Annotated in this window: 28 protein-coding genes and 1 pseudogene; 16 read left to right on the top strand and 13 right to left on the bottom strand. The window is 71.9% G+C overall.

All coding sequences use genetic code 11. From position 1 onward, the window contains the following. Window positions 1-132 precede the first annotated feature (132 nt). Both ACFY8U_RS09850 and ACFY8U_RS09845 read left to right on the top strand, forming a co-directional pair. Window positions 133-1,230 (top strand): hypothetical protein, encoded by a 1,098-nt coding sequence (locus ACFY8U_RS09850; protein WP_389568317.1) that lies wholly within the window; start codon window positions 133-135, stop codon window positions 1,228-1,230. Window positions 1,231-1,387: 157 nt separating this feature from the next. Continuing rightward, window positions 1,388-1,888, top strand: coding sequence for a GNAT family N-acetyltransferase (locus ACFY8U_RS09845; RefSeq protein ID WP_389567990.1), 501 nt, complete (start codon window positions 1,388-1,390; stop codon window positions 1,886-1,888). Between the two features lie 19 nt (window positions 1,889-1,907). Here the strand turns inward: ACFY8U_RS09845 and ACFY8U_RS09840 are convergent, their stop codons facing one another. The 5 genes from ACFY8U_RS09840 to ACFY8U_RS09820 all read right to left on the bottom strand — a co-directional run bounded on the left by ACFY8U_RS09840 (window position 1,908) and on the right by ACFY8U_RS09820 (window position 5,796). Beyond that, the gene (locus ACFY8U_RS09840) at window positions 1,908-2,459 is read right to left on the bottom strand and encodes a YdeI family protein (RefSeq protein ID WP_389568314.1); all 552 of its coding nucleotides are present in this window, start codon (window positions 2,457-2,459) and stop codon (window positions 1,908-1,910) included. Between the two features lie 162 nt (window positions 2,460-2,621). Next, window positions 2,622-3,914: a bifunctional GNAT family N-acetyltransferase/ATP-binding protein gene (locus ACFY8U_RS09835; protein WP_361674026.1), complete on the bottom strand. Its 1,293-nt coding sequence runs from the start codon at window positions 3,912-3,914 to the stop codon at window positions 2,622-2,624. A 254-nt stretch (window positions 3,915-4,168) separates the two neighbouring features. Then, entirely contained in the window at window positions 4,169-4,525 is a 357-nt protein-coding gene (locus tag ACFY8U_RS09830) for a DUF805 domain-containing protein (protein WP_389567988.1), read from the bottom strand. Window positions 4,526-4,738: 213 nt separating this feature from the next. Then, window positions 4,739-5,125, bottom strand: a complete 387-nt coding sequence (locus ACFY8U_RS09825; RefSeq protein ID WP_361602421.1) for an SPW repeat protein — start codon at window positions 5,123-5,125, stop codon at window positions 4,739-4,741. A gap of 287 nt (window positions 5,126-5,412) precedes the next feature. Beyond that, complete coding sequence (locus tag ACFY8U_RS09820; protein WP_361602424.1) at window positions 5,413-5,796, bottom strand: VOC family protein; 384 nt, start codon at window positions 5,794-5,796, stop codon at window positions 5,413-5,415. A gap of 334 nt (window positions 5,797-6,130) precedes the next feature. On the opposite strand from ACFY8U_RS09820, the gene ACFY8U_RS09815 reads away from it, so the two are divergent. The 3 genes from ACFY8U_RS09815 to ACFY8U_RS09805 all read left to right on the top strand — a co-directional run bounded on the left by ACFY8U_RS09815 (window position 6,131) and on the right by ACFY8U_RS09805 (window position 7,642). Beyond that, window positions 6,131-6,496 (top strand): cupin domain-containing protein, encoded by a 366-nt coding sequence (locus ACFY8U_RS09815; protein ID WP_361769386.1) that lies wholly within the window; start codon window positions 6,131-6,133, stop codon window positions 6,494-6,496. A gap of 190 nt (window positions 6,497-6,686) precedes the next feature. Next, complete coding sequence (locus ACFY8U_RS09810; RefSeq protein WP_361602430.1) at window positions 6,687-7,217, top strand: GNAT family N-acetyltransferase; 531 nt, start codon at window positions 6,687-6,689, stop codon at window positions 7,215-7,217. Between the two features lie 53 nt (window positions 7,218-7,270). Beyond that, a complete protein-coding gene (locus ACFY8U_RS09805) occupies window positions 7,271-7,642 on the top strand; it encodes a DUF4440 domain-containing protein (RefSeq protein ID WP_389568311.1) in 372 nt (123 codons plus the stop codon). A 575-nt stretch (window positions 7,643-8,217) separates the two neighbouring features. Here ACFY8U_RS09805 and ACFY8U_RS09800 read toward each other — a convergent pair. Then, window positions 8,218-8,586, bottom strand: coding sequence for a hypothetical protein (locus ACFY8U_RS09800; RefSeq protein ID WP_389567983.1), 369 nt, complete (start codon window positions 8,584-8,586; stop codon window positions 8,218-8,220). Window positions 8,587-8,725: 139 nt separating this feature from the next. Here ACFY8U_RS09800 and ACFY8U_RS09795 point away from each other — a divergent pair, with 139 nt between their 5' ends. Continuing rightward, window positions 8,726-10,171, top strand: a complete 1,446-nt coding sequence (locus tag ACFY8U_RS09795; protein ID WP_389567981.1) for a carboxylesterase/lipase family protein — start codon at window positions 8,726-8,728, stop codon at window positions 10,169-10,171. A 232-nt stretch (window positions 10,172-10,403) separates the two neighbouring features. Here the strand turns inward: ACFY8U_RS09795 and ACFY8U_RS09790 are convergent. Next, window positions 10,404-10,883, bottom strand: a pseudogene (locus ACFY8U_RS09790) (transcriptional regulator); the annotation flags it as partial. Here ACFY8U_RS09790 and ACFY8U_RS09785 point away from each other — a divergent pair. Both ACFY8U_RS09785 and ACFY8U_RS09780 read left to right on the top strand, forming a co-directional pair. Continuing rightward, the gene (locus ACFY8U_RS09785) at window positions 10,825-11,412 is read left to right on the top strand and encodes a flavodoxin (RefSeq protein WP_389567978.1); all 588 of its coding nucleotides are present in this window, start codon (window positions 10,825-10,827) and stop codon (window positions 11,410-11,412) included. The pseudogene ACFY8U_RS09790 and the gene ACFY8U_RS09785 overlap by 59 nt on opposite strands. A 118-nt stretch (window positions 11,413-11,530) precedes the next feature. Continuing rightward, window positions 11,531-12,327, top strand: a protein-coding gene (locus ACFY8U_RS09780) for an IS5 family transposase (RefSeq protein ID WP_389567975.1) whose coding sequence is annotated in 2 segments (ribosomal slippage) — window positions 11,531-11,867 and window positions 11,867-12,327 — 798 coding nt in all. Because the reading frame shifts where the segments join, the coding sequence is not laid out codon by codon here. On the opposite strand, the gene ACFY8U_RS09775 is transcribed toward ACFY8U_RS09780, so the two are convergent. Both ACFY8U_RS09775 and ACFY8U_RS09770 read right to left on the bottom strand, forming a co-directional pair. Then, window positions 12,317-12,673: a hypothetical protein gene (locus tag ACFY8U_RS09775; protein ID WP_389567972.1), complete on the bottom strand. Its 357-nt coding sequence runs from the start codon at window positions 12,671-12,673 to the stop codon at window positions 12,317-12,319. The genes ACFY8U_RS09780 and ACFY8U_RS09775 overlap by 11 nt on opposite strands. Window positions 12,674-12,735: 62 nt before the next feature. Next, window positions 12,736-13,500 (bottom strand): metallophosphoesterase, encoded by a 765-nt coding sequence (locus tag ACFY8U_RS09770; RefSeq protein ID WP_389567970.1) that lies wholly within the window; start codon window positions 13,498-13,500, stop codon window positions 12,736-12,738. 255 nt (window positions 13,501-13,755) lie between these two features. On the opposite strand from ACFY8U_RS09770, the gene ACFY8U_RS09765 reads away from it, so the two are divergent. Next, window positions 13,756-14,448 (top strand): RraA family protein, encoded by a 693-nt coding sequence (locus tag ACFY8U_RS09765; protein ID WP_389567968.1) that lies wholly within the window; start codon window positions 13,756-13,758, stop codon window positions 14,446-14,448. A gap of 15 nt (window positions 14,449-14,463) precedes the next feature. Here ACFY8U_RS09765 and ACFY8U_RS09760 read toward each other — a convergent pair whose 3' ends face one another. Further along, window positions 14,464-14,904, bottom strand: coding sequence for an OsmC family protein (locus ACFY8U_RS09760; protein ID WP_361434160.1), 441 nt, complete (start codon window positions 14,902-14,904; stop codon window positions 14,464-14,466). 215 nt (window positions 14,905-15,119) lie between these two features. Here ACFY8U_RS09760 and ACFY8U_RS09755 point away from each other — a divergent pair, with 215 nt between their 5' ends. Both ACFY8U_RS09755 and ACFY8U_RS09750 read left to right on the top strand, forming a co-directional pair. Then, window positions 15,120-15,509 carry a hypothetical protein gene (locus tag ACFY8U_RS09755; RefSeq protein ID WP_389567965.1) on the top strand — a complete coding sequence of 130 codons (390 nt, stop codon included), beginning with the start codon at window positions 15,120-15,122 and terminating at the stop codon, window positions 15,507-15,509. A gap of 177 nt (window positions 15,510-15,686) precedes the next feature. Then, entirely contained in the window at window positions 15,687-16,604 is a 918-nt protein-coding gene (locus ACFY8U_RS09750; RefSeq protein WP_389567963.1) for a glutamate ABC transporter substrate-binding protein, read from the top strand. Window positions 16,605-16,782: 178 nt separating this feature from the next. Here the strand turns inward: ACFY8U_RS09750 and ACFY8U_RS09745 are convergent, their stop codons facing one another. Further along, complete coding sequence (locus tag ACFY8U_RS09745) at window positions 16,783-17,445, bottom strand: NADPH-dependent F420 reductase (protein WP_389567960.1); 663 nt, start codon at window positions 17,443-17,445, stop codon at window positions 16,783-16,785. Between the two features lie 201 nt (window positions 17,446-17,646). Between ACFY8U_RS09745 and ACFY8U_RS09740 the strand changes: the two genes are divergently transcribed. The 4 genes from ACFY8U_RS09740 (at window position 17,647) to ACFY8U_RS09725 (ending at window position 22,899) form a co-directional block, all read left to right on the top strand. Beyond that, window positions 17,647-20,010, top strand: coding sequence for a molybdopterin cofactor-binding domain-containing protein (locus tag ACFY8U_RS09740; protein WP_389567957.1), 2,364 nt, complete (start codon window positions 17,647-17,649; stop codon window positions 20,008-20,010). Window positions 20,011-20,024: 14 nt separating this feature from the next. Then, entirely contained in the window at window positions 20,025-20,504 is a 480-nt protein-coding gene (locus ACFY8U_RS09735) for a (2Fe-2S)-binding protein (RefSeq protein ID WP_361602460.1), read from the top strand. 171 nt (window positions 20,505-20,675) lie between these two features. Then, on the top strand, window positions 20,676-21,479 hold the full coding sequence (locus ACFY8U_RS09730) for a hypothetical protein (RefSeq protein WP_389567955.1): 804 nt from the start codon (window positions 20,676-20,678) through the stop codon (window positions 21,477-21,479). 142 nt (window positions 21,480-21,621) lie between these two features. Further along, the gene (locus ACFY8U_RS09725) at window positions 21,622-22,899 is read left to right on the top strand and encodes a YncE family protein (RefSeq protein ID WP_389567951.1); all 1,278 of its coding nucleotides are present in this window, start codon (window positions 21,622-21,624) and stop codon (window positions 22,897-22,899) included. A gap of 5 nt (window positions 22,900-22,904) precedes the next feature. Here ACFY8U_RS09725 and ACFY8U_RS09720 read toward each other — a convergent pair whose 3' ends face one another. After that, window positions 22,905-23,291, bottom strand: coding sequence for a MerR family transcriptional regulator (locus ACFY8U_RS09720; protein ID WP_389567949.1), 387 nt, complete (start codon window positions 23,289-23,291; stop codon window positions 22,905-22,907). A gap of 64 nt (window positions 23,292-23,355) precedes the next feature. Here ACFY8U_RS09720 and ACFY8U_RS09715 point away from each other — a divergent pair, with 64 nt between their 5' ends. After that, window positions 23,356-24,585 (top strand): MFS transporter, encoded by a 1,230-nt coding sequence (locus ACFY8U_RS09715; RefSeq protein WP_389567946.1) that lies wholly within the window; start codon window positions 23,356-23,358, stop codon window positions 24,583-24,585. 105 nt (window positions 24,586-24,690) lie between these two features. Here ACFY8U_RS09715 and ACFY8U_RS09710 read toward each other — a convergent pair whose 3' ends face one another. Next, on the bottom strand, window positions 24,691-25,794 hold the full coding sequence (locus tag ACFY8U_RS09710) for a DUF6183 family protein (protein WP_389567943.1): 1,104 nt from the start codon (window positions 25,792-25,794) through the stop codon (window positions 24,691-24,693). Between the last annotated feature and the right edge of the window lie 75 nt (window positions 25,795-25,869).

The raw sequence follows: 25,869 nt of genomic DNA, 5'->3' as shown, positions 1-25,869 counted from the left end.
GTAAGGGATTTGGCAACACTCGATACGGTGGTGCTTCTGGCACATGCCAACGGCCCGCCGATTATCGGCCATCGGGGTGGTAACGGAACGACACGGTGGGAAGGTTACGGTGCCGGTGTGGTGAACGACGAGATGGACACGGTGGGGACGGCGTTGCTGCTGGCGGCGGCGCCGGCGGGGCGGGGGCGAGCGATCGACGCGGCGTCCGTACTGCCCGCGCTGGCGGCCGTACCGCCGGGCGCGCTGACCGGCACGCCCGTGGCGACGGTCGTCGAACTGGCCGACCCGCTGGACCCGCAGACCGTCCTGACGCGTCTGCGCGCGGCCGCGGCGACACCGGGACCCCTCTCCGTCCACCTCGCGGGCCAGCTCCAACTCGACCGCCGTCAGCGCCTGCCGCATCTCGCGCTGGCGCGGAGCACCGCGACGACCCTGCGGTACACAGGGCTGCCGTGGCACTGGCTCGCGGCGGAACTCGCGGTGCGGCGGCCGGGAACGACGAGCGTGGTGGCCGACCTGGTCGCCGACACGGAGGTCTGGGACGGACTTGGCTCCACGCCGGGGCTCCTCTCGCTCGGGCCGGGCGTACAGCTGTACGGACGTGTCGCCCCGGCGCCGCGTCGTGGCGCGCCCACGACGCCCGACTACCTCCGCCACTTCGCCACGATCTGGCGCACGGGTGCCCGGCCCCCGCTACCGGACCTGCACGCTGCGGCGGCCGCGCACATGGGCTCGGCGCCGGCGCTGTATCTGACGCCGCAGACGGGAGCGTCCGCGAACGGATTCCTGGCCGCTCCGGCCCGGCCGGCCGCTTCTCCCGCCGACACCGACCCCCACCCCGCGATTCTCGCCGCCGCGCAGGCGGGGCGGCACGGGGAGGCCGTGGCGGTGGCCGTGGCCTGGGAGCAGGAGGCGCTGCGGCGTCACGGGCCGAGGTCACGGGAGGCCGTGCACTGGATGGAGGTGCGGGCCGACCTCGCGCGGCTCGCGGGGGAGGCCGCCCGCAGCTGCGAGTTGTGGATAGGAGCGGCGCAGGCCCGGCTCGACATGAGCCAGCCGCCGCAGGACCCGGACGTCGAAGGCGCCGTGGACCGGGCGCACCACCAATGGGAGCGCATCGCGGACCCGGCCCGCGCCCGCGCACTCGGCCCCACCCTCGTGGCCCTGCGCCGCCACGTCCCGGGCCGCAAGGCCGGCGCCCTCGCCGCACTCGAGCGCAGGATGGGCTGACCAGCCGAACCCCGCTCGCCCGCGGGGGTCCGCCCGCTCTCACGTGGCCGTGCCGGGTCCCTGGGTGGTCGCGGGGTGCAGGCCCGGTGGCCCCGGGCGAGGTGCCCGGGAGCTCGGCGCTGCTCGGCCCGGTGGTCCGGCTGAGATGATCGTACGTATGCACGCCTCTTCCTCCTCCGCCCCGGCCGACGCCCTCACCACCGCGCGTCTGCTGCTGCGCCCGGTGCGCACGGCCGACGTGCCGGCCGTCACCCGGCTGTGGACCGACCCCGAGGTCCGGCGCCATCTGGGCGGGCCGGTCACCGAGCAGGTCGTACGGATCCGGCAGCGGCGCGTCGTCGGCGCGGCCGGCGTGCACGCCGTGGTGCGGGCCGCCGACGGCGTACTGCTCGGGCTCGTGACCGTGGAGCCCGGAGCGCGGGACGGGGAGACGGAGATCTCGTACCAGTTCCTGCCCGAGCACTGGGGCCACGGCTACGCCCGCGAGGCCGTCGCCGCCGTCCTCGACGCCACGCTCCGCGACACTCCCAGCGTCGTCGCCCTGACCCAGGAGGCGAACCACGCCTCCCGGCGGCTCCTCGAAGCCGTCGGCATGACCCACGCCTCGTCCTTCATCGAGCACGACGCCCATCAGGTCCTCTACCGGCGCCGGCGCTGACCCCCGCGGCCCCCGCCCCTCAGCGGACCTTCTCGCCCGCCGCCAGCTTCGCCACCATCCGCTCCAGCCGCTGCGCCCGCCCCTTCGGGGTGCGGGCCTGCCACAGCCGCAGGATCACCAGGTACTGATCGGTCTTCCCGAGCCCCTCGTAGAAGGCCCGCGCCCGCTCGTCGGCCGCCAGGGCCGCCGCGAGGTCGTCCGGTACGGTCGCCTCCGCCTGGGACGGGTACGCCGCCTCCCACCGGCCGTCCGCCTGTGCGGCCCGGACCTCCGCGAGCCCCGGCTCGCGCATCCGGCCCGCCGCCGTGAGCGCCTCGACCTTGCGGACGTTCACCCGCGACCAGAGACTGCCAGACCTCCGCGGGGTGTACTTCTGGACGTAGTACACCTCGTCCCCGCCCTTGCGCTGCCCGTCGATCCAGCCGAAGCAGAGCATGCAGTCGAGGATCTCCCCGATCGCCGGCGACTCGCCGCCCTTGCCCTTCTTCGCGACCCGCAGCCAGACCCCGGGCGTGTCGGCGTGGTGGGATTCCAGCCATGCCTCCAGCTCCGCGATCGTCGTGACGGTGATCAGCTCGAGCCCCTCGTACCGCTCCACCGGATCGGTCCCCTGTCGTCGTCGGACGTCGCCCACGGACATCGCTCATGGACGTTGTCCGGGACGCTCATGACCACGATATTCGCCGACCCCGAATCACCCGCGGACGCCTCGTAACGGCGTGGTGACGCCTCGTCAGAAGCGCGCGTGCGTCGTGATGTCCGACTCGAACTGGGTGATCATCTCCGGCGTCACCGTCGGCCGGCACTGGCCGATCGCCTCCAGGTAGTCCGCCGTGGTCGCACCCGGCAGCCGTTCGTCGGCCGCCGCGCGGCCGCCGACGGCGACCAGATCCCGCTCGAAGGAGTTCTGGGCGGCGATCCGCGCCGCGTGCTCGATGTCGGCAGGTGTGAACAGGTCGCTCGCCGCCACCAGTTCGTCGATGTCGACGTCCGTCCGGCCCTCGGTGTACCGCGCCCAGATCGCGGCGCGGGCCGCCTTGTCCGGCGTACCGATCGGGATCAGGTAGTCGAAGCGCCCCGGGCGCAGAAAGGCAGGGTCGAGGGAGCGGATCGAGTTCGTCGCACAGACGAGCAGCCGCTCGTCCCGCTCACGGAACCCCGGGATGAGCTTGAGGAGTTCGTTGGTCACTCCGTGCATCCCACCGGGCTGCGCGGGCTCCTGACGGACCGGGGCGATCTCCTCCACCTCGTCGATGAAGACCAGTACGCGCTCCAGCTCCGCGATCCGGGCGAACGCCGAGCGCAGCGCCGCCGCCAGGTTTCCCTCGTCGGCGAGCCGGGACGGCAGGATCTCCACGAACGGCCAGCCGAGGCGCGAGGCGATGCCGCGTGCGAACGTCGTCTTGCCGGTCCCCGGCGGACCGAACAGGCCCACCGCGCGCGGTGGCCGCACACCGTGCCGCGCCGCGCGCTCCGGCTCGGCGAGCGGGAGCACGACACGCCGTTCGATCAGGTCCTTCTCGCGCTCCATGCCGGCGACTTTGGCCCACAGATCGCCCGGCAGCAGCCGGCCTCCGAGGTCGTCGAGGAGATTGGCGGCCGGGCCGTGCAGCGGCTCGACCTTCTCGAAGTACGCGACGGCCGGCTGTCGGGTGTAGCCGGCGTTGAGCAGGCCTTCGCCGAGCAGGTCCTCCTCGGGCAGGACGTACGCGATCCGGCCGACCCGTGCCGCGACCAGCCGCCGCTCCAGCTCGACGAGCAGGGCGCTGGCGAGCCCCCGGCCACGCCAGGCGGAGGAGATCGCGATCCGCATCACCCAGGCCCGTTCGCCCGAGACGCAGGCGAGCGCGGCACCGATGGGCACGCCCTGGTGGACGGCGACGACGGCCGGCTGGCGGGAGGTCAGGGCGCTGATGCACTCGGCCAGGGAGAACACGGACTCCTGTCCGAGCTCGGCCGTGGTGTCGATCAGATGGACGACCGCGGCGAGATCGCTCTCGCGGTAGTCGTGGATGAGCCAGTTCACCGGTACCGCCCCTCGTTCGTTCGATTTCGAACCGATGCGGCGAGGCTAGGGGCGGGGGAGGAGGCGGGTCGTGTGCCACGGTGCACAAGGAGCGCCCGGCAAGTGCTACGAAGCGTCACTGGCCGTACGGCGTCAGGCGGCGTCCGGCGGCGTCAGGGACGCGTAGGGGACGCGTAGGGGACGGCTTCCCGATCGCTTCCGGAACGGGCGAGGCCCCCGGAGGGAATCCTCCGGGGGCCTCGTCGGGGTGCAGCTCAGTACGCGGGCGCGAGCTTCGGGTTCGGGCCGTAGGCGTTGTCCGTCTGGTTGCCCTCGGTCGCGTGGAACACGATGAGGATGATGGCACCGACCAGCGGGATCATGCCGAGCAGGAGCATCCAGCCGGAGCGACCCGTGTCGTGCAGACGGCGGACGTTCACGGCGAGGGTCGGCAGGAACACGCCGAGCGCGTAGATGCCGGTCAGCAGCGGGGCCGTGGTGAGCACCACGTCGACGATCACCACGACGATGTAGGCGATGAAGTTGAACAGCGTGTACATCCAGTATTCCTGGCGGCGCGCACGGCCGGTGAATACCGCGTACTTCTTGAGAACGTCGAGGTACCAGTTCACTTAGTCCCCCCAAGGACTGGGAAATGCGAGCGGGAGCCTGTCCCTGTGGAGCAAGCTTACGCAGAACTTATGTGGCCGAAACGCGGCGGGTCAATTCGTTACCTGGGGTGGGGTGTTGGTGGCGGATGTGTCTGCATTTGCGCCCGTGGCGCGGCGACGGCGCCGTATCTCATTCGAGACACGGCGCCGTTCTGAGGGGGAATCAGAGATTCATCACGATTTTCTCGTCTTGCTCATGAGCAGCCCGCCCGCCGTGAGAGCGAAGAGGCAGACGCACGCACCGGTGATGACGTTGCTCAGGATCGCGCCAGTTCCGGCGTCGGCGGTGGCGACCACCCAGGGAGAGATGATCAGCCATGCTCCGAGCGCCAGGACCACGAAGTTGAGGTCCTGAGACCGCTCGGGGGCCATCGACATGCACAGGCCGAGGACCGCGAGGGCGATGCCGGTGACCAGGTTGCTGAGAGCGAGTTCTGGCCTGGCGGTTGAGAAGTGAACCACCCACCCGGAGACCGCGGCGTAGATGCCGGCGAGGATCACGAGCTCCTCGACCGCCGCCACACCTCGGGTCTGGAGGATTTGGGAGTATCGCTCCCGCATTTCCGTCGCGTCAGGGTGTCCCCTGATATCACCAGGACGGTGAGAGACGTCAGACATACGACTCGCCTCCTTCTGGCGTCTTGCACGTCTGACCGCGCTTGCGGCGTCGTGCCGCGGTTTCATTGTGCGCTTATCTCGCCTTTATGTGTAGATGTGCCCGATAAGCGATTCGCACAGAAATGGCGTCACGGATCTGCGCGTAACCGACAAGGAAGTGATCATTTCATGAACATCCCCTGAACAATCGCGCGCATCTCCGTATCGGTATGCGCTGCTATCGGTGATCGTCAGCCACGGCTGTACGGGCGGGTGATGATCTCCATGTTGTGACCGTCGGCGTCGTCGAAATACGCGCCGCGGCCGCCGAAGAGGCGGTTGACCTGCCCGGGCTCGGTGTGGTTCGGGTCCGCGTAGTACGTGACCCCCATCCGCTCGAGCCGCCCGATCATGGTGTCGAACTCCTCGTCGGGTACGAGAAAGGCGTAGTGCTGAGGGGTGAACGTGGCGTCGGCCGACTCGTAGTAGTCGAGGGTGACGCCGTTGCCGGTCTCCACCGGCACGAACGGTCCGAAGGGTGCGCCGACCTCCAGGCCGAGCACCTCGGCGATGAACGCGGCGGATGCCTGCTTGTCACGGGCGTATACGACAGTGTGGTTGAGCTCGATGGCCACGGAGGGTCCTCTCGAAAAGGCTGCGTCGGTGTCTTCCTGATGGGCTTGTCGCGCGCGTACGTGGCGTATGAACGCGTACGCGTACGTGGAAGACGACCGAGGCGGGCCTCGCGCCCGCCCGGCGGCGGTCACGCCAAGGCCGGGTGCCTCACTCGCTCACGGCCCATGGCCGACCCGGCAGTCATAAGGTCAGGCTAGCCAATGATCATCGGGGCGGGCAACGGCATTTCGGGGAGCGCGACGGAGCGCGGGGAGAGGTCCCGCCGGGCCCTGCGGCGTAATCTGGAAGTGGACTCGGGGGCTGGTACGTCCGATCGCCGGGAGGCGGACGAAGATGACCGGAATCGTGTCCCAGAGCTTCGACTCCGCAGATGAGACGCGTCCCTTCGAGGACGCCAAGGGCAGGCTGGACCTGATCAACGCGGACAGTGGTCCGGTCGGGCGTGCCGTGTTCGAGCCCGGCTGGCAGTGGTCCAAGCACGTCAAGCCCATTGCGGGAACCGACAGTTGCCAGGCCTCGCACGTCGGGTATGTCGTCAGTGGTCGGATGAAGGTCGTGATGGACGACGGGGAGTCGGCCGAGCTGGGCCCCGGCGACTTCATGGCCGTCGAGCCGGGACACGACGCGTGGGTCCTCGGCGACGACACCTGCGTGGTGGTGGACTGGTCCGGCTTCCGGGACTACGCGGTACGGAAGTGAGGCCGGCCGCCACAGACCGCAGCCGAGGGCGCCGGTGGTGTGCCCCGCGGCGGGTGCAGACCGCAGCCGAGGGCGTCGGTGGTGTGCCCCGCGGTGCACGCCGCCCACCGCGTGAGGCCGGCTGGGCGTACCCCGGTGGCTGCCGAAAAGCCCTGATCAACGGGGGCATTGGCCTGTTATCGTCGCCCGCATGCCCGAACTGATCGCCCCCACAGCTCGACTTCACCGCTCCTGGCTCGAAGCGCACGCCGAGTGGAGCCCAGGCGCCCATCAGTCGGGCGCGGGGATGAGACTGGCGGTGGAGGAAGCCTTCGCGATGCCCGAGGTCTTCGCCGCCTGGGTCGGGCGACTGCGGGAACAGGCCGACCCGGAACGGCCGTTGGCCAGGGGGTGGGTGCACGCCACGCACTGGTGGATCGTCGAGGACGGGGCGTACGTCGGCGCGATCGATCTGCGCCATGAGCTCAACGACTTCCTGCTGCGGGCCGGCGGGCACATCGGTTACAGCATCCGCCCCTCCGCCCGCCGACGAGGCCTCGCCACCTGGGCCCTGGGGGCGGTCCTTCCCGAGGCCCGAGCCCTCGGTCTCGACCGGGTCCTGGTGACCTGCGACGACGACAACGTGGCCTCCGCCCGCACGATCGAGCGCAACGGAGGGGTCCTGGAGGACACGCGCGACACGGAGATCGGCCGCAAGCGTCGGTACTGGATCGACCTGTGAGCGCGAAGGCGGGCGCGATGGAGGGGACGGACGGATTGGACGGCTTGGGCGGCATGGACGTGCCGGGTGAGGTCGACGAAGCGATCGCGGCGGAACTGCGCCTGTTGGAGCCGTCGGTGCGCTCCTCGCGCGCGCTCTCCGCGGAACTGCTCGACCCCGACTTCGTGGAGGTCGGGGCGTCGGGGCGCCGCTGGACGTACGAGGAGATGCTCGCCGCGCTGCCCGAGATGGCGGGCGGTTCGGAGGAGGGCCCGCGCTACGAGCCCTCGGGGATGACCGGCACGGCCCTGGCGCCCGGCCTGGTCCACCTGACGTACGACACGCACATCGACGGCCGGCACGCCCACCGCAGCTCCCTCTGGCGCCGCCACACCGACGGCACCTGGCGCATGTACTACCACCAGGCAACCCCGTTCCCGACGTAGCCCTCCGCGATGCGCCGTCGGCGCGGGCCCCCGGCGCCGCGCCCCCCGCTTGGAGCCGGCCGGGCGCAGGCGTCCTCTGCGCGGAGGCCACCAGGCGCCGCGCCCTCCTCTCGGGGGCCGGTCGGGCGCCGGCGTCCGGCGGTCCGTGGCACTACAGGGGTCTCGCTGGGGCAGATGCGTGCGGCGGTCGGTGTTGGGCGGCCCCCTTGGCCGGTCGGCATCGGCGTCCGGCGGTTCGTCTAACCGCTGGACGGCCGCGTCGGGGTCGCTGCGTGCGACCGTCGCGCGCGCCGCCCTTCGCCGAGCGCTCGGCCCCCAGCCACCGCCTGGCCGAGGAGCCGCCCGTCGGCCACGATGGATTGGCCCGGCCCGTCCGCCACGGCGCGCCGGTTCGGTCCGCGGGGGCGTCACGGCGCGCCGGTCCGGGGCGGGGCGAGCCGGAGGCACCCGCGCGACGCCCCGTCAGCCGTACGCGTCCGTCACGCAGGCGGGGTGAGCCGGAGGTACCCGCGCGACGCCGCGTACGCGTCCGTCACGCAGGCGGGGTGAGCCGGAGGTACCCGCGCGACGCCCCGTCAGCCGTACGCGTCCGTCACGCAGTCCCTCGCGCACGCGCCGCGTTCGTACGCGTCGCGGAGGGCGGCCGCCGCCAGGTGAGGGTCCGCGTTCGGGTGGGCGAATTGTTCGTCGGCCAGGCGGAGCACGTCGTCGACCGTGACGATCGCCGGCTCACCCGCTCCCGCCGCCCCGCGCGCCGACGCGATCGCCATGCCCGCCGCCCTCCGCAGCACCCGCTGCTGTTCCCGCTGGGCGGCGGCCCACGCCCGCGCCGGGGCCAACGGCCGGACCGCACACCCCTGGCGCGCGGCGCCCAGTGCCATGAGGCCCGCCCCGGCGGCCACGACCAGGATCCCCACCACCGTCTCCGCGTGCAGCCCCGTCACCCGGCCCCCTCCCGTCGAGGGACCCGTACCCAGTTCGACCCGAATCCAGGCACCGCCCTCCCTGACACGCGTAAGTGACACGTGTCACCTTCCCGCTTCAAGCGTTGACGCGGCCGATCCGCGGCCGGACGCTGCTCCCATGACCGTCACCACCGTCACCACGACCCGCGGCCCCGTCCGAGGCGAGCGCCGGACCGACGGGAGCCTCCGCTTCCTCGGCATCCCCTACGCGCAGCCGCCCGTCGGCGACCTCCGGTTCGCGGCGCCCGTACCGCCGGAGCCGTGGACCGAGCCGCTGGACGCCACCACCTACGGGCCGACCGCGCAGCGCCGCCCGTTCGCCGACGTCACCACGATTCCCGAGCCCTCCGTCCCGGGCGCCGGGGTCCTCAACCTCAACGTCTTCACGCCGCGCACCGACCCCGAGGCCGGGCTCCCCGTCCTCGTGTGGATCCACGGCGGCGGATACGTGGCGGGGTCGGCGGCCAGCCCCTGGTACGACGGATCGGCCTTCAACCGCGACGGTGTCGTCCTGGTCTCCCTCGGCTACCGGCTCGGCATCGAAGGGTTCCTGCACCTCGACGACGCCCCCGACAACCGTGGCGTCCGCGACTGGATCGCCGCCCTCGAATGGGTCCGCGACAACATCGCCCGCTTCGGCGGTGACCCGGCCAAGGTGACCGTCGCCGGCCAGTCGGCGGGCGGCGGAGCCGTGCAGACCCTGCTCGCCGTCCCCTCCGCCCAAGGCCTGTTCCGCGGCGCGCTCTCCGTCTCCGGGGCCGTCATGCGCCCCGACGGCCCCGAGGTCGCCCGCTCGGCGTCCCGGCTGTTCACCGCGCGTACCGGCGTACCGGCCACGGCCGAGGCCCTCCGCGACCTGAGCGACGACGAACTCCTCGACCTCCAGGACCGGATGGGCGCCCCGGGCCCGGACCGCGAGGGCCTGCCGCCGCTGCTGTCGCTGGCGCCCTTCGCGGACGGCGAGCTCATCCCGGAGCCCGTCCTCGACGCGCTGACGGCCGGCGAGGCGGGCGCGGACATCCCGCTCATGCTGGGCTTCACCGCCCACGAGTTCAACGCCTTCCCGGCCCCGGGCCCCGACGGCCCGCCCATGCCGCTCATCCTGGGCGCCCTCGGTCTGACCGAGGACCGGATGGACTCGTTCACCTCGGCGTACGGGGCGGCCGACCCGGACACGCTGTTCGGCCAGGCCCTGACCGACGTCACCTTCCGCGCACCGTCCCTGGCCCTCGCCGACGCCCGCGCCGCGCGCCGACGCCCCACCTGGCTCTACGAGTTCGTGTGGGAGTCGCCCGTCAACGGCACGGCCTTCCACTGCCTGGACCTGCCGTACGCCTTCGACCTCCTGGAGGCGGAGGGCGTGGCCGCCGTGGCAGGCGACGCCCCGCCCCGCGCCCTGGCCGACGCGATGCACCGTGCCTGGGTCGCCTTCGTACGGGACCAGGACCCGGGCGCGTCCTGGCCCCGCTACACGGCCGACGAGCGAGCCACGATGATCTGGGACTCGGAGCCGCGCGTCGAACGGGACCCGCTGAGTCGGGTCCGTGAGATCTGGCTCGCCTGACCGGAGTACTGCACGGCCACCCTGACCAGGTAGAACGGGTGCCTGACCGGCCATCGCACGGCTCGCCCGGCCGGGCCGTGCGCTGCCGACAGCGCCCTCTCACGTCGGTGGGTCCCGCTGAACGCTTCGACGATCGCCCCCGAGAAGCGCTCGGCGTCGGCGGGCCGGCGCGAGGTGATCAGCCGGAATCCCGTCGGACGCGGCGACCACGAACCGTTCGTGGGAACAGCGGTCAGGGCGAGGTGCGCGGAATTTCCTGGCCGGGCGCGGCCACGGGCGCGGTCATGTCGAGCAGCATCACGGCGTCGTGGTCGGGGGTGCCGGGTTCGGCGGTGTAGACGCCGATGCGCTGGCCGGGTGTGCCTTCCAGGTGCATGGACTGGGAGGTGAGCGTGACCGTGCCGACGCGGGGATGGTGGAAGGTCTTCTGCGCGGGCTTGCGGCCGGTGACCTCGTAGCGTTCCCACAGCCGGGCGAAGTCGGGGCTCTTGAGGAGCAGCTCACCGACGAGGTTGGTCAGGTCGGGGGCGTCGGGGGCGGTGCCGGCGACGGCGCGCAGCCGGGCGACGCAGCCGGTGATCTGGCGCTCCCAGTCCGGGAACAGGTCCCGCGCGGCCGGGTGGAGGAAGGGGTAGCGGGCGAGGTTGCGGTGCTTGGCCGGCCAGTCCTCCAGGCCCGCGTACAGAGCGAGACCGCCGGGGTTCCAGGCCGATGCGAGGCGGGTCCTGCTGGCCTACTTCTCCCGCCGGGGCGAGAACTACTACTACGGCGGCCGTACCGACCTGAAGGTCGGCAACACCGAGGTACTGGCCCGACAGATCGCCGGCCGCGTCACTTGGGACACCTATCGCATCCAGGCCGCCGACCCCTACCCGCACGACTACGACGCGACCGTCCGGCGCAACGTCCGCGAGCAGGACACCGACGCCCGCCCGGGCATCGAAGGCCGCCTGCCGTCCCTCGACGACTACGACACCGTCCTCCTGGCCGGCCCCATCTGGAACGTCCGAGCACCCATGATCATGACGACGTTCACCGAAGCCCTCGACTTCCGCGACAAGACCGTCCACCCGATCACCACCCATGCCATGAGCGGCCTGGGCACCACCGAACGCGACTACGCCGCCTCCTGCCCCGGCGCGAGCATCGCCGAAGGCCTCGCCGTACGCGGCGAAGAGGTCGAGGACGCCGACACCGAAGTCGAGGCATGGCTGCGACGCACCGGACTGCCCGCCCGGTGACCGCTCCTGCCGCGCACGCACCGGACTGCCCGCCCGGTGACCGCTCCTGCCGCGCACGCCGCACCCTCGAGGGTCTTAGACGTCGTTTCTTATGGCGTGATCGTTCGTTGAGCTGTGCATGACGGATCTCGTCGAGCAGCTGGTGCCGGATGAGTTGTGGGTGTTGTTCCGGCGGGTGGTGCCCCCAACGGTGGTGATACGTCCGCAGGGCGGTGGCCGGCGTCGGGCGGGTGACCGTGAGGCCCTGGCGGCGATCATCTTCGTGGCGACCTCGGGCTGCACCTGGCGGCAGCTGCCACCGGTGTTCGGTCCTGCCTGGCCGACGGTCTACCGCCGGTTCGCCCAGTGGAGCCGGGACAGAGTCTGGGCGAAGCTCTACCGCGTGATCCTTGACGAACTCGGAGCGAGAGGTGAGCTGGACTGGTCGCGGTGTGCGATCGACTCGGTCAGTCTGCGGGCCGCAAAAGGGGGCACCGCGGCAAGCCGGGATCGAAAATTCACCTGATCTGCGACCGGAATGGGCTGCCGCTGTCCCTGGGCATCTCCGGTGCGAACATGCACGACAGCCAGGGCCTGGAACCGCTCGTGCGCGGCATCCCACCCATCCGGTCCCGCCGCGGCCCCCGGCGCCGACGCCCGGCGAAACTGCACGCCGACAAGGGGTACGACTACGACCACCTGCGCCGATGGCTCCGTCAGCAGGGCATCCGCCACCGCATCGCCCGCAAGGGCATCGAGTCCTCGCAGCGCCTGGGCCGGCATCGCTGGGTGGTCGAGAGAACCGTGTCCTGGCTGGCGGGCTGCCGACGGCTGCACCGCCGCTACGAGCGCAAGGCCGAACACTTCCTCGCGTTCGTCGGCATAGCCGCAACTCTCATCGGCTACCGCCGTTTGACGACCCTGCTCACGGCCTGAGCCGGTCCTGCTGCACATCGAAGCAGTTCAACCCCATGGACTCAGCCACGGCTGCCGCATAGGCCGACGCCTCCTCGGCCATGCTGAACCGCATGGGGAAGTAGATCAGCGGACCACTGGCCTCGTCGATCAGCGGGCCGGTCGACCAGGGCGAGGTGTCCTCCTCGTCCTCGGTGAGGTCGCACCACCGGTCAAGAAGCGCCGCGACGTAGGCCGTGATGCGTTTGGACGGAGGCTCCTTGACCTCGCCATCGAGATAGCGGTCGTACAGGTCGCTGAAGGACTGGCGGGCGCTCTTGCCGTCCGCCGGTCGCACACCTTCCCAAACAGCCAGGTCGTAGCTCATGCCAGGAGGCTCTCACACCGCTCTGACAGCCATAAGAAACGATGTCTTAGCGCCGCGCGCCGCTAGACGGGGACGCTCCGGTAGTGGGTGGTGATCCTGCCCCCCTCGGCCAATACGTGGAAGGCGAGCGAGGGCGCCATCTCGTCCCGGTACACATGGACGCCAGGGCTGCCGTCCGACTCCCAGGGAAGCTTCGACATCGAGATCACGCCCGGGGCGACCAGCAGCGGGAGCCCGGCGAAGGTGGTGGCGGCCGCGGTGTGCGCGTGCCCGCACAGGAACGCGGCGATGCCGGGCCGGCGCTCGGCAAGCTCGGCGAGGCGGTGCTCGCCGAACTGACGGATCCCGTCCACGAACGGGATGTGCAGCGCCGTCGGCGGGTGGTGGAAGCCGACCAGGACGGGCACCTCCTCCGGCGTCTCTTCCAGTACGGACTCCAGCCAGGCGAGGGTCTCCTCCTCCAGGAACCCCTCGTCCTTCCCCGGCACCGACGAATCGCCGAGCGCCAGCACGAACCCGGCCCCGCGCAGCACCTGGTTCACCGGTGCCCCGGCCCGCGACACGCGCTCGCCCAGGAGCACCTGGCGGAAGACGTCCCGCCGGTCGTGGTTTCCCGGACAGACGAGCAGCGGGTGCCGGGTCCGCAGCAACTCCCGTACGTGGAGGTACTCCGACTCCAGGCCGTGGTCGGCGATGTCACCGGTCACCACGACCGCGTGGAGGTCGGTGTCGAGCGACTCCAGGTAGGCCATCACGGACCTGGTGCGCTCCGCGCTTCGCGGTGTGCTGTCGATGTGGATGTCGCTGAGATGCGCGATCACGATCACGGTGGGAACCCCTCTCCGGCGCGAGGCCGCGAGCACCGCGCACGGCCCCCGCGCCCCCCGACCCATGGGACGGCCTCCGCGTCCCCGCCGCGAAACTACTGTGCCCGCCCGGCAGTTGCGCGGGCCACCTCCGCACAAGTGGCCCGGGACCGCGCCGCACTCCGGCACATAGCATCGGGCGACAGCCGCCGTCCGCGCCTCCCGAGGCCTCGGTCGCGGGGCGCGGGCATCACGTCAGAGAAACGGACAACACCGATGCTGAAGGACTTCGCCGAGCTCTCCACACCCCTGATCGCCGACGCCTGTGTCCGGCTCGGTGAACCGCTGCGCGTCGCGCCCACCGGTATCGCCCCCGTCGTGCCGGGGCAGCGCCTCGCCGGACGCGTGCTGCCCGCCCGGCACTACGGAAGCGTCGACGTCTTCCTGGAGGCCTTCGGTGGGGCCGAGCCCGGGGACGTGCTCGTCGTCGACAACGCGGGCCGCCGCGACGAGGCCTGCGTCGGGGACCTGGCCGTGCTGGAGGCCGAGGCGGCCGGCGTCGCCGGTCTTGTCGTCTGGGGGCTGCACCGCGACACCCCCGACCTCGTCGAGATCGGGCTGCCCGTCTTCTCCTACGGCCGCTACGCACCCGGACCCGTACGCCTGGACGACCGGGAGCCGGAAGCCCTGCGTACCGCCCGGTGCGGCGAACACCGGGTGAGCGCCGCCGACGTCGTCTTCGGCGACGACGACGGCGTGCTGTTCGTCGCCGCCGACCGGGTCGGTGCCGTCCTGGAGACCGCCCGCGAGATCCACCGCACCGAGCGCGGACAGGCGCGCAGGATCAGGGCCGGCGAGACGCTGCGCGCGCAGACGCGGTTCGCGGAGTATCTCGACCGGCGGGAGGCGGACCCGTCGTACACCTTCCGACAGCATCTGCGCCGGATCGGCGGCGCCATCGAGGAGTAGAGGCCGTGCGGTGGATCAGCCGGCCCGGAAGCCGACGGTCCCGTCCGGCAGGACGGCCTCCACCGTCGCGCCGTGTTCGACGGTGCGGCTCACCGTGCAGAACTTCTCGTGCGTGAGCCGCACCCCGCGGGCGAAGACCTCGGCGGCCCGGGGGTTGCTCTCGGGCAGCTCGAACTCGTAGCTGACCCTGATCCGGCCCACCCGTCCGTCGTCCTCGGGTGCGGAGACCGACTCCACGACGATCCGCAGGTCGTCGTGGTCCACCGCGCGCGCGGTCCGGTCCACGACCATGCCGCCGCAGCCGCCCATGGCCGCGAGCAGCAGCTCGACGGGGGTGAACGAGGGCTGTGCGTCCGCGTCGTCCGCCGCTCCCATGCGCACCTCCGCCCCCCGGTCGTTGCGGGCGGTCCACTGCCGGTAGCCGGTGCGGACGGTCTCGATGCGGTAGTCGGCCATGGTGTCGTGGGCTCCTCGGTGTGCGTAACGGTTCGTACGGTGCGGTGGACCGACCACGCAACCCCACCGGGCCCGGCCCGCCAAGCTGGCGCGCCGGGTCGGCGTCGCCGCAGGGTATCCGTCCCCACTCGCGGTCCCGACCTGAGTACCTGGGCAGGTCCGAGTGAGTACGTCGTCCGATACCCGGCCGGTGGCCGCGCTGGTCGAATAGCACCATGATCTCCGACGCCCGGCGCAGCAGCCGCATGCAGCACGTCACGACCACCGGCACGGCGCTGGCGGGCGCGCTGCTCCCGCTCGTCGTCGGCATGCTGCTGGCGAGGAGCGTCGGCGCGGACCCCATGGCGCCGGTGAACGCCCTGATCACGAGCGGCGGCCAGCGGGCCCGGCTGGACCGCTGCCAGTTGCGCGCCGTGCGGCCGACGCGCGAGGGCCGGGGAACGGTGTTCGGCCGGACACGCCCGGTCCCCGCCCGACGATCGCTTCCCGCGAAGCCCGCGATGCCCGCGATGCCCGCGATGCCCGCTCTGCCTGCCCTGCGCGTACTGGGCGCCCGGCGTGAACTGCCCGCCCTGCGCGAACTGATCGCTCTTCCGCGTCGGTGAAACGTGCGCCAACGTTTGGCCAACTCCCGGTATAGCCACCTGCGTTGGGTCATAGCTGCGTAGCCTTGGGGGAGGGGAGTCGGCTGCGCGGGGGTGAGGCGTGTGACTGCTGGATCCGGGTCGATACGGCGGGGGAAGGGTCCATCGCGCGGCCGCTTCGCCCTCTGGCTCCTGGTCATGGCCACCCTCATCGTCGCGGCTCCCGCGGCCGCCGTCACGGCCGGTCCGTCGGACGCCCCACGCCCGACCGCCGTCAGGACCGCCGCCGCGCCCGCCGCCCGCGCCCCCTCGTGCGACCCACGGCGCGCGAGTCCGCGCCCCTCACGCGTCGACGGCGAGGCCGTGCGGCGCATCCGTGAGCGCGGTCATCTCATCGCGGGCGTGGACCTGAACAGCTACCTGTGGGCCTCGCTGGACCAGGACGCGCAGGAGCCGGCCGGCTTCGACATCGACCTCGTGCGGGCCATCGCGCGCGACATCCTCGGCCCGAAGGCCGCGGTCCGTTTCGTCAGCATGCCGCCCAGCCAGCGGATCCCCCGTCTCCAGGCCCGCCAGGTCGACGTGATCGTGCGCACGATGAGCATCACCTGCGAGCGACTGGCCGATGTCGCCTTCTCCAGCGTGTACTTCGAGACCGGTCACCGCCTCCTCGTGCCCGAGGGATCCGAGATCGCGGGCTTCGACGCGAAGCTGCGCGGCAAGCGCGTCTGCCTGAGCAAGGGGAGTTCGGCCTCCCCCCTGCTGGGCTCGTCCGGTACGGGAGCGGTCGCGGTGGAGACCTCGAGCCATCTGGACTGTCTGGTCGAGCTCCAGCAGGGAGACGTGGACGCCGTACTCACCCACGCCACGCTCGCCGCCGGGCTCGCCGCGCAGGACCCCACGCTGCGGATCGTCGGGCCGCGTCTCGACACCTCGCTGTACGGCGTCGCCATGAACAAGGGCGACACGGACCTCGTCCGCCGGGTCAACGCGATCCTGGAGGACTACCGCGAGGGCGGCGCCCGCAGCCCCTGGATGATCTCGTACAACCGCTGGCTGGCCCCGACCCTGGGCGCCCCTACGCAGGGCCCGCCGACGGCCGAGTACGCCGACTGAGCGATGAACGCGCCGGCCGACCCACGAACGCGCCGACCGACCCCCGGACGCCGACCGACCCCCGGACGCCGACCGACCCCCGAACGCCGACCGGCCCACGGAAGCCGACCGGCCCACGGAAGCCGACCGGCCCACGAGCGCGCCGGCCGCTCCCATGGCCCGCCCAGCCCCCGCGCCGTCAGCCCCGGAACGTCGCCGGCCGCTCCGGGGAGGCCTCGGCGAGGGCCTTCACCACTGCCTCCGCTCCGGCTCGCAGGCCGTAGACCGGGGTGTCGGGCTGCTGGCGCCACGACTCGTCGATGCCGCCCGCGTCGACCGTGTCGAAGCCCAGCTGGTCGATGAGGGCGCGGACCGTCTTCTTCGCGACCTCGTCGTCGCCCGCGACGGGGAGCGCCATACGCTCCGGGTCACCGGCCGGGAGCGGCCTGTCCAGGATGTCCTGCGCGTAGGTGCCGTTGAAGGCCTTGATCACGGGGTGGCCGAGGTGGCGCTCGGTCCAGCGGCTCTCGGTCAGGCCGTCGTCCTCGATGGCGGCGATCCGGCCGTCGCGCTGCTGCGGGTAGTAGTTGTTGGTGTCGATGACTGCGAAGCCCTCCGCTGCGCCGTCGAAAAGACCCGACGGCAGGTCGGGGACGGCCTTCAGCGGGACGGTCACGATCACGACCTCGGCGCCGCGCGCCGCCTCGCCGACCGTGACGGGCGTGGCTCCGGTCTCCTCGGCGAGTGCCGCGAGGGTCTCGGGGCCGCGGGAGTTCGCCACGGACACGTCGTGGCCGAGCGCCGTGAGACGGCGGGTGAGGTTGCCGCCGATGTTGCCTGCGCCGATGATGCCGATCTTCATGGAGCGTCCTTTCGAGCGGGTGCGGCGAGCTGCCACGCAAGACCGGAACCGCAGGCCCGGGTGCGCTATTCCCCGGTTCAGCGCCACCCCGACGTGAGGGCTTGGCGTGTCCGGAGTGAATCCTGTGCCGTTCCGGGGCCGGAGTGGTCGCCAAGTGCGCGATGATCCTGACGACTTCGTGTTTCGTCGAGAGGACAGCCGATGACAGCGCGCGACGAGGCGCGGCAGCATCCGCAGCAGGAGGAGTCCGTGCCGGGCGACGGCATGGTCCGGCGCCGGTTCCTCGGCTACGTCCTGGCCGCACCGACCCTCACCGTAGCCGCGCAGCTCGGCGAGGCTGTCCTGGCACCCGCCCCTGCGGCCGCGGCGGCGCCCGCCCTGGTGCCCTCACTGCCCGGACCGTCCGAGATCTACGACCTCAACGACATGCTCACGCATGCCGCCCTGCCCACCGCCAACCTGATCACCATCCGGATCGACCCGGACGGTACCGCCTCCTTCGCCCTCCCGAGGGCCGAGGTCGGTCAGGGCATCACCACCTCCAGCGCGATGCTGATCGCCGAGGAACTCGACCTGCCGCTGGAGAAGGTTCGCGTCACCCTCGCCGACGCCCGCCCGGAGCTGCTGTTCAACCAGCTCACCGGCGGCTCCAACACCACCATCTCGACCTTCACGCCCATCCGGATCGCCGCGGCCGTCGCCCGGGGCCGGCTGCTGCGCGCCGCCGCCCTCGAACTCGGCGAGCTGGCGGGCTCGCTCACCGCCAAGGCCGGGGCGATCGTCTCCTCGACGACGGGCCGGAGCCTCACCTACGGCCAACTCGCCGTGAAGGCGGCCTCCGTCACCGACACCGCGGTCGGCGTCGCCCTCAAGAAGCCGTCCGAGTTCAAAGTCATCGGCACCGCGCAGCGGCGGATCGACGCCCTGGAGGCCGTGACAGGACGCAAGAAGTTCGCCATGGACGTCCAGGTGCCGGACGCGCTGCCGACCATGGTCTGCCGGCCGCCCACCATCAACGGCACCGTCCGCTCCGTCGACAACGCGGACGAGGTCCGGGCCATGCCCGGCGTCACCGATGTCGTACGGATCTCGACCGGCGTCGCCGTCCGCGGCCGTACCTTCGGCCAGTGCATCGACGCCGTCCGCGCCCTGCGGGTCACCTGGGGACCCGGCACCGCCGAGGGCGACTCCGACGCGACCGTCCTGCGGACGCTGCGCGCCGCCGAACTCCCGCTCGTCGTACCGCCGTTGCCTCTTCTGACCAAGGCCGTCGACGCCCGGTTCACCTTCCACTTCGCCAGCAACAGCGCCCTGGAGACCAACTGCGCCGTCGCCGACGTGCGCGCGGACTCGGCCGAGATCTGGGCGAGCCTGAAATCACCCATCGTCGCGCAGGAGCAGATCGCCCTCCAGCTGGGTCTGCCGATCACCGCCGTGAAGGTCCATGTCACCGAGGGCGGCGGATCGTTCGGCCGCAAGCTCTTCCACGACGCCGCCCGTGAGGCCGCCGAGATCTCGCGAGCCATGGGCAAGCCCGTGAAGCTGATGTGGCACCGTACCGACGACTTCCGTCAGGGCCGGACGCACCCCATGTCGACGTCCCGGGTCAGGGCGACCTACTCCCTCGGCGAGGTGCTCACGTACGAGCAGCGCCACACCTCCGTCGCCACCGACTTCGGCCACGGCCTCGGCGAGATCATCACCTCCGCGGCCGCCCAACTGCCGGTCGGTGACCTCACGTTCTCCCAGACGATCTTCCAGCTGACGCAGCAGAGCCCGTACCACTTCGGTGTCACCACCCAGCTGCTCAGCGAGACCGACAAGGGGTTCAACACCGGCTCCATGCGCAACATCTACTCGCCCAACGTCCGGTGCGCGCAGGAGCTGGTCGTCGACGAACTGGCCCGTCGGATGGGCAAGGACGCGTACGAGTTCCGCCGCCGGCACCTGAAGGACGAGCGGGCCCGGGCCGTCCTGGACAAGGTCGCGGAGGTGGGGGAGTGGGGGCGGTCCCTGCCCGCCGGTGTGGCGCAGGGGATCGCGCTCCACCCCGAGTACCACTCCTTCGTCGCCGTCCTCGCCGAGATCGACTGCCGGCCCGGGACCACCGGCCGGAAGATCCGCGACGCGTACACCGGCCCTCGCGTGACCAAGGTCGTCTGCGCCGTCGACGTCGGCCTGGCGGTCAATCCGCGCGGTCTGGAGGCCCAGATGATGGGCGGGATCATCGACGGCATCGCCGTCACCCTCACCTCGGGCCTCCACCTCCGCGACGGGCACTTCGAGGAGGGGAGCTGGGACAACTACTTCTACACCCGGCAGTGGAACACCCCGCCCGAGCTGGAGATCGTCGTCATGCCCCCGACCTCGGACCGGCCGGGCGGCGCCGGCGAGCTGGCCGTCGCGGGCGCGATGGCCGCGGTCGCCTGCGCGTACGGCAGGGCCACCGGCACCATGCCGACGACCTTCCCCGTCAACCACGCCGAGCCGCTCGGCTTCGAGCCGCTGCCCACCACCCCGCCGATCCCCGCCTCGCCGGTCGACGGCCTCGACCGCGCCTTCTAGGACCAGGAGCCTCCGTGCCGCACCACACCTTCATCCTCAACGGCCGGCCCGTCACGGCCGAGGTCGAGGACGACGTCCGGCTGCTGTGGGTGCTCCGGGACGTCCTCGGCGTCACGGGACCCAAGTACGGCTGCGGGCTCGGCGTCTGCCAGGCGTGCACCAGCCACATCAACGGCAAGGCGTTCAACCCCTGCTCCGTGCCGGTCAAGGACATCGCCCCCACCGACGAGATCACCACCATCGAGGGCCTGCCCGCGACCGTCGGCGAAGAGCTCCACCCCATGCAGGAGGCCTGGCTGGATCTCGACGTGGCCCAGTGCGGCTACTGCCAGCCCGGCCAGATCATGACGGCTGTCGCCAAGGTCCGCGCCGCACGGGAGGCCGGGCGGGAGATCGACGAGGCCGACCTCGACGAAATCCGCAACATCTGCCGCTGCGGCACATACAACCGGATCCGCGAGGCGATCGTGGCGGGAGCCCGCCGCATGCCCTGACGAGGACCCGGATCGGGCGACCTGTTCCCCATCGTGGCGCTCCTGGTCCACGAGCGGTCCGTCGACGAGAAGTTGTCATGGGAGCGGTGCCGTTCCTTCCGGTTGTGTTCGTCAAGGCTTCCCCGGTCCTGCCGAGGATCCCCTGGGTACGACACACAGAGAGGCCCCCACGTGCAACGACGTGAGTTCGCAGCAGCCGTCACCGCCGCCATCGCCGCGCCGGCCGTCCTCGCCGCCCCGCCGGCTCAGGCCGCGGACTCCTCGCACGCCGGCGGGGCGGAGGAGCGGCACGCCGGGCGGGCGCTGCCGCACCACATGCTCGCCGTGCTGGCCGGCGCCCTCGACGACAAGGTCGCCGCCCGCGCCCTCGTCCCTCACCTCTACGACGTCGGGTTCGACCGGCACCCGGAGACGGCCGCCCTCGGCGAGCTCGACTTCGTCGTCGCGTACGGCTTCGGCAACCGCCCGCCGGCCGGCGGCGGTGACCCGTCGAAGGTGCGGTACGAGCCCGGCCCGGTCAACGAGGCGCTCGCCGACACCGTCGCCGCGCTGCGTGAGCGCCGCGACGTGCCCGTCTACGCGCAGTGGGAGATCGCCCACTTCCTGAAGTCCAAGCACCACATGACGGACGTGACCTCCATCGAACCGGTCGTCGCCCCCGACGGCACGATCACCTACCTCAGCACGGACGGAGTCGCCGCGCAGGTCGCCGAGGCGCGCGGCGCGCTGCCCGGTGGCATCGGCACCGCGGGCGTCATCGGCTTCCGCGACCATGTGAAGCGGTGTGTGCAGACCACCCGCGACCGGGGCATGCGGGCGTTCGCGCCGCGCGGGATCGAGCTGCCCGGTACGTACGACCCCGAGTCCGGCCAGGCCTGGACGCGCCGCCGCGACCTCTACCTGGTGCACGACATGTCGGCACAGTGGTCCGTCCTGCGCCAGAAGCTGATCGCGCGCGCCTTTCCCAACGGCTGACGCCCTCCCCAACGGCTGACGCCTCGCGTGACGGCAGGCGCGTTCCGAGTCTTGTGGGTGACGCGGCAACTCCTTACTGTCGGGTAAGTTGCCCTGGCGCACAGGGCAGTTGATGCCGCATGCCCTCCTGGAAGGAACACCGATGTCTGCTGCCCGGACGCGAGGCGCGCGCCGCCTCCTGCTCGGTTCGCTCGCCGCCGCCCTCGCTCTCACCGTCGGTGGCGGCGGTACCGTCGCCGCCGCCCCGCCCGCCGGTCCGGCCGCGCCCCAGGGCCTGCGCGAGGTCATGTTCGTCGGGAACAACTGGGACGGCACCGCCGACGTCATCGAGGCGACCGGCGACTTCGCGCGCATCGGCCGGATCAACGTCATACCGGACCGCGAGCGCCGCATGTGGGAGATCGGGCTCAACCCGATCAAGCTCGCCTTCTTCCTGGGCATCCGGCAGGGCCCCGGCGAGGGCCACGACCAGTTCGTCGACGACATGTACGCCACGCCGGACGGCTCGGCGATGGTGGTCTCGCGGCCGAGCTTCGCCGACGTCGTCTCCATCGACCTCCGCACCGGCGCGCTCAACTGGCGTTTCCCCGTCTCCGGTTTCCGCTCCGACCACATGGCCGTCTCGCCCGACGGCACCCGTGTCGCCGTCTCTGCCTCCACCTCCAACACCGTGCACGTGCTCGACATCACCACGGGCAAGCAGGTCGGCTCCTTCGCCACCGGCGACAAGCCGCACGAGAACGTCTTCTCGGCCGACGGCCGTCACCTCTGGAACATGGCCATCGGGGAGGTCACCACCGCCCTCGACGACCCCTTCTGGGACTGGACCAAGGGCGATCGCCGCATCACCGTCGTCGACGCCCGCACCTTCGAGCAGGTCCGCGTCATCGACATGCGCGCCCGGCTCGACGCCTTCGGCCGCAAGGATCTCTCCGACGCGGTCCGGCCCGTCGCCTTCACCCCCGACGAGTCGAAGCTCTACTTCCAGGTGTCGTTCTTCAACGGCTTCCTCGAATACGACATCGCCACCGACCGGATCACCCGGGTCAAGGAGCTCCCCCAGAACCCGGCCACCGACCCGGACCGCACCACCTGGGTCAACGACTCGCGGCACCACGGCATGTCCATGAGCCCCGACGGCTCCAAGCTCTGCGTCGCCGCCACTATGGACGACTACGCCACCGTCGTGGACCGCCAGACCCTGAAGGAGGGGCCGCTGGTGGAGGCGTCCAAGCCCTACTGGGCGACGGTCAGCGGCGACGGCCGGTCCTGCGTCATCTCGGAGAGCGGTACGGACCGGGTGACGGCGATCGACTTCGCCACCGGCCGCAAGGTCGCCTCCGTCTCCGTCGGTGACCACCCCCAGCGCGTCCGCCTGGCCCGCGTCCCCGCCGACTGGAGCGGCCCGGCCGCGCGCTGACGGCCTCAGCCCGCCGTGACGGACCCGGTCGCCAACTTCTCGCGTACGGCGTCGAGATAGGCGGCGACCGCGTCCCGATTGCGGGTCAGGCAACGGATGCGGTCGGTCATCCGGTCGCGCTCGTCCTCCAGTGTGGCGAGCATCTCCGGCGTGGCGTCGGGGAAGTGGATGGCGCGGGGCTTGTCGAGGCACGGGAGGATCTGCTTGATGATCCGCGTCGGCAGCCCCGCGTCCAGCAGGCCACGGATCTGCAGGACGCGGTCCACGTTCGACTCGTCGTAGGCGCGATAGCCGTTCGGCGCGCGAGCGGCGACGATGAGGCCCTGCTCCTCGTAGTAGCGCAGCAGTCTGCGCGGGGTGTCGGTGCGCTGCGACAGCTCTCCGATGCGCATGTGGTCCACCTCACGGGATCGCGCTTGACCTTCACATCAATGTGAGGGTTTCAGCATACAAGGCATGAGTAACTCCACCGCCTCGAAGGCAGGTTCGCCGAACCGCACCAGGAACGGCCGGCCCGCCGGCACCCTGCCCCTGCCCGCCCTCCTCGCCCTGGCCACCGCCGTCTTCGTCACCAGCCTCACCGAGACCCTGCCCGCGGGCGTCCTGCCCGCGATGAGCGCCGACCTCGGCGTCGGCGAGGCGGCCATGGGCCAGTCGGTCACCGTCTACGCGATCGGGACGGCGCTCACCGCGATCCCGCTGACCGCGGCCACCGCCGGCTGGCGCCGCAAGCGTCTGCTGCTCACCGCGGTGGCGGGCTTCGCCGTCGCCAACACGGTGACGGCCCTCTCCGCCCACTACGCCCTCACCATGGCCGCCCGGTTCCTCGCCGGCGTCGCCGCCGGTGTGGCCTGGGCCCTGCTCGCCGGATACGCCCGCCGGATGGTGCCCGTCCACCTCCAGGGCAAGGCGATCGCCGTCGTCATGACGGGCATTCCGCTCGCGCTCTCCCTCGGCGTGCCCGCCGGCACGTTCCTCGGCGCCGCGGTCGGCTGGCGGGTCACCTTCCTGGTCATGACCGCCCTCGCCGCCGTCCTCCTCGCCTGGCTCGTCCTCACCGTCCCCGACTTCCCGGGCCTGCCCAGGGGCGGCCGGGTGCCCATCCGGCGGACCCTCGCCGTCCCCGGCGTGGCCCCCGTCCTCTTCGTCACGCTGGTGCTCGTCCTCGCCCACACGATCCTCTACACGTACGTCGCCGCCTTCCTCGACCACCTCGGCATGGGCGGCTCCACCGGACCGGTCCTCCTGGCCTTCGGCGGGGCCTCGCTGCTGAGCCTCTGGTTCACCGGCCTGCACATCGACCGCCGGCTGCGGGCCCTGACGCTGGGCGCGACCGTGCTGTTCGCCGTCGCGTCCGGCACGCTCGCCGCGGCCACCGACAGCGCCGCCCTCGTCTACGCCGCCGCCACGCTGTGGGGCCTCGGCTGGGGCGGCGCCCCGACCCTGCTGCAGACCGCCGTGGGCGACGCCGGGGGCGAGGCGGCGGACACCGCGCAGACCATGCTCGTCAGCGTCTGGAACGCGGCCATGGCGGGAGGGGGCGTAGTCGGCGGGCTCCTCCTCGACCTGCTCGGCGCTGCCGCCCTGCCTTGGAGCGTCCTGCTGCTGCTCGTCCCCGTACTGACCGTCGTCGCGGCCGCCCGCACCCACGGCTTCCCGGTCCACCGAGGCCCCGCCGGCGCATGAGCGCCGAACGAAGCACCTCGGCCGGTACGGAAGGACCACACCGCACCCAGGCCGCCGTCCACGCCTGCGACATCGGCCTCGTCCGCCCGGCCGGCCACTGAGCCGTCAGTCCGTGTCGGTGGCCGCGATCACCGCGACCCGGGTGCGCGTCGGGTCGAGGACGGCGAAGGCGGTGTCCGAGAGATCGCCGAAGAAGAAGTCCCCGGTCCGGCGCGCCGGCGCCAGCCGCAGCCAGCGGTGGTCGGCCGCTGCGCGCACGGCGTGACCGTGGGGGACGGACAGGTCAAGGCCCATCAGGGCGTACAGCGCACGCCAGGTGGACAACCTGCAGTACGCGCCCGGCCGGCTGTCGCCCCACACTCCCCCCGATGCCGCTGCCACGTACAGATCACCGATGACGTCGTCCGCCGTGGTGTGCGCCGCCGCCAGCGTCTCCGCCGTGAGCCCGGCCAGACTCGTCGCGCCGAGCGCGGTCAGCAGCGCCGAGTTGAAATCGGCGGGGTCGAGCGGCTCCGGCAGCGTGAAGAACTCGGCTGCCGACCGGCCGAGTTCGGCGAACGGGTCGACGGCGACCTCGGTACGGCGGTCGTCCGGCGTGTGCAGCGCGGCCCGGCCCGCCCCGGCTCCTGTCGCGGTCGGCGCTGTCGCGGGGTAGCGGGCGTAGAGCTCCTCGGGGCTCATGGAGCCGAGCATGTCCCCCGGGCTCCACGCGCGCTCCCGTACGGTGTGCTCGAAGTGGAACGAGGTGAGAGGGAGCCACGAGAGCGGATGGCCGAGCTTCCGCAGACCCTCCTGATAGGTCGTGTACGGCTCGTCGAGCAGGCCCCGGCCGCCCAGTGCCAGCTCATGGAGGAGGCGGGCGCGGAACTCCGTGACGGGATCCTCGGACGCCGGTGCCTGCTCGAAGTGCGGCCGGAGGTGGACGGGGGTCGACCGCCGCCCCAACTCCCGTACCACATGGTCCATGAGCTTGGCGGCTCCGGGAGCCGGGACGAGCCGGGCCGCGTGCTCGCCGAGCCGGACCGCGCAGTCCGTGGCGGCCTGCGACCGCTGCCCGGTCAGGAGCTCGACGAGCTTCAGGACCTCCGGCACATACAACGAGCGTGCGGTGCGGGCCGGTTCGGTGGCCAGGACGTACAGCCGCTCGGGGTCGGTGGCGGCGTACACCTTCAGCGAGGCGTCGTTGGGCAGAGCGGTCGGTTCCGGCATGCCGCCCAGGCTACGGGCCCGGCCGACGCGTACGGCCCCGGGCCGGCGGCACCCGGGGCCGTACGCGCCACGTCT

Origin of the sequence: Streptomyces sp. NPDC012508 (genome assembly GCF_042902595.1) — a bacterium.
GTDB lineage: Bacteria > Actinomycetota > Actinomycetes > Streptomycetales > Streptomycetaceae > Streptomyces.
Note: the sequence above shows the minus strand (reverse complement) of the source record. Positions and strands in the feature narration are given on the sequence as shown.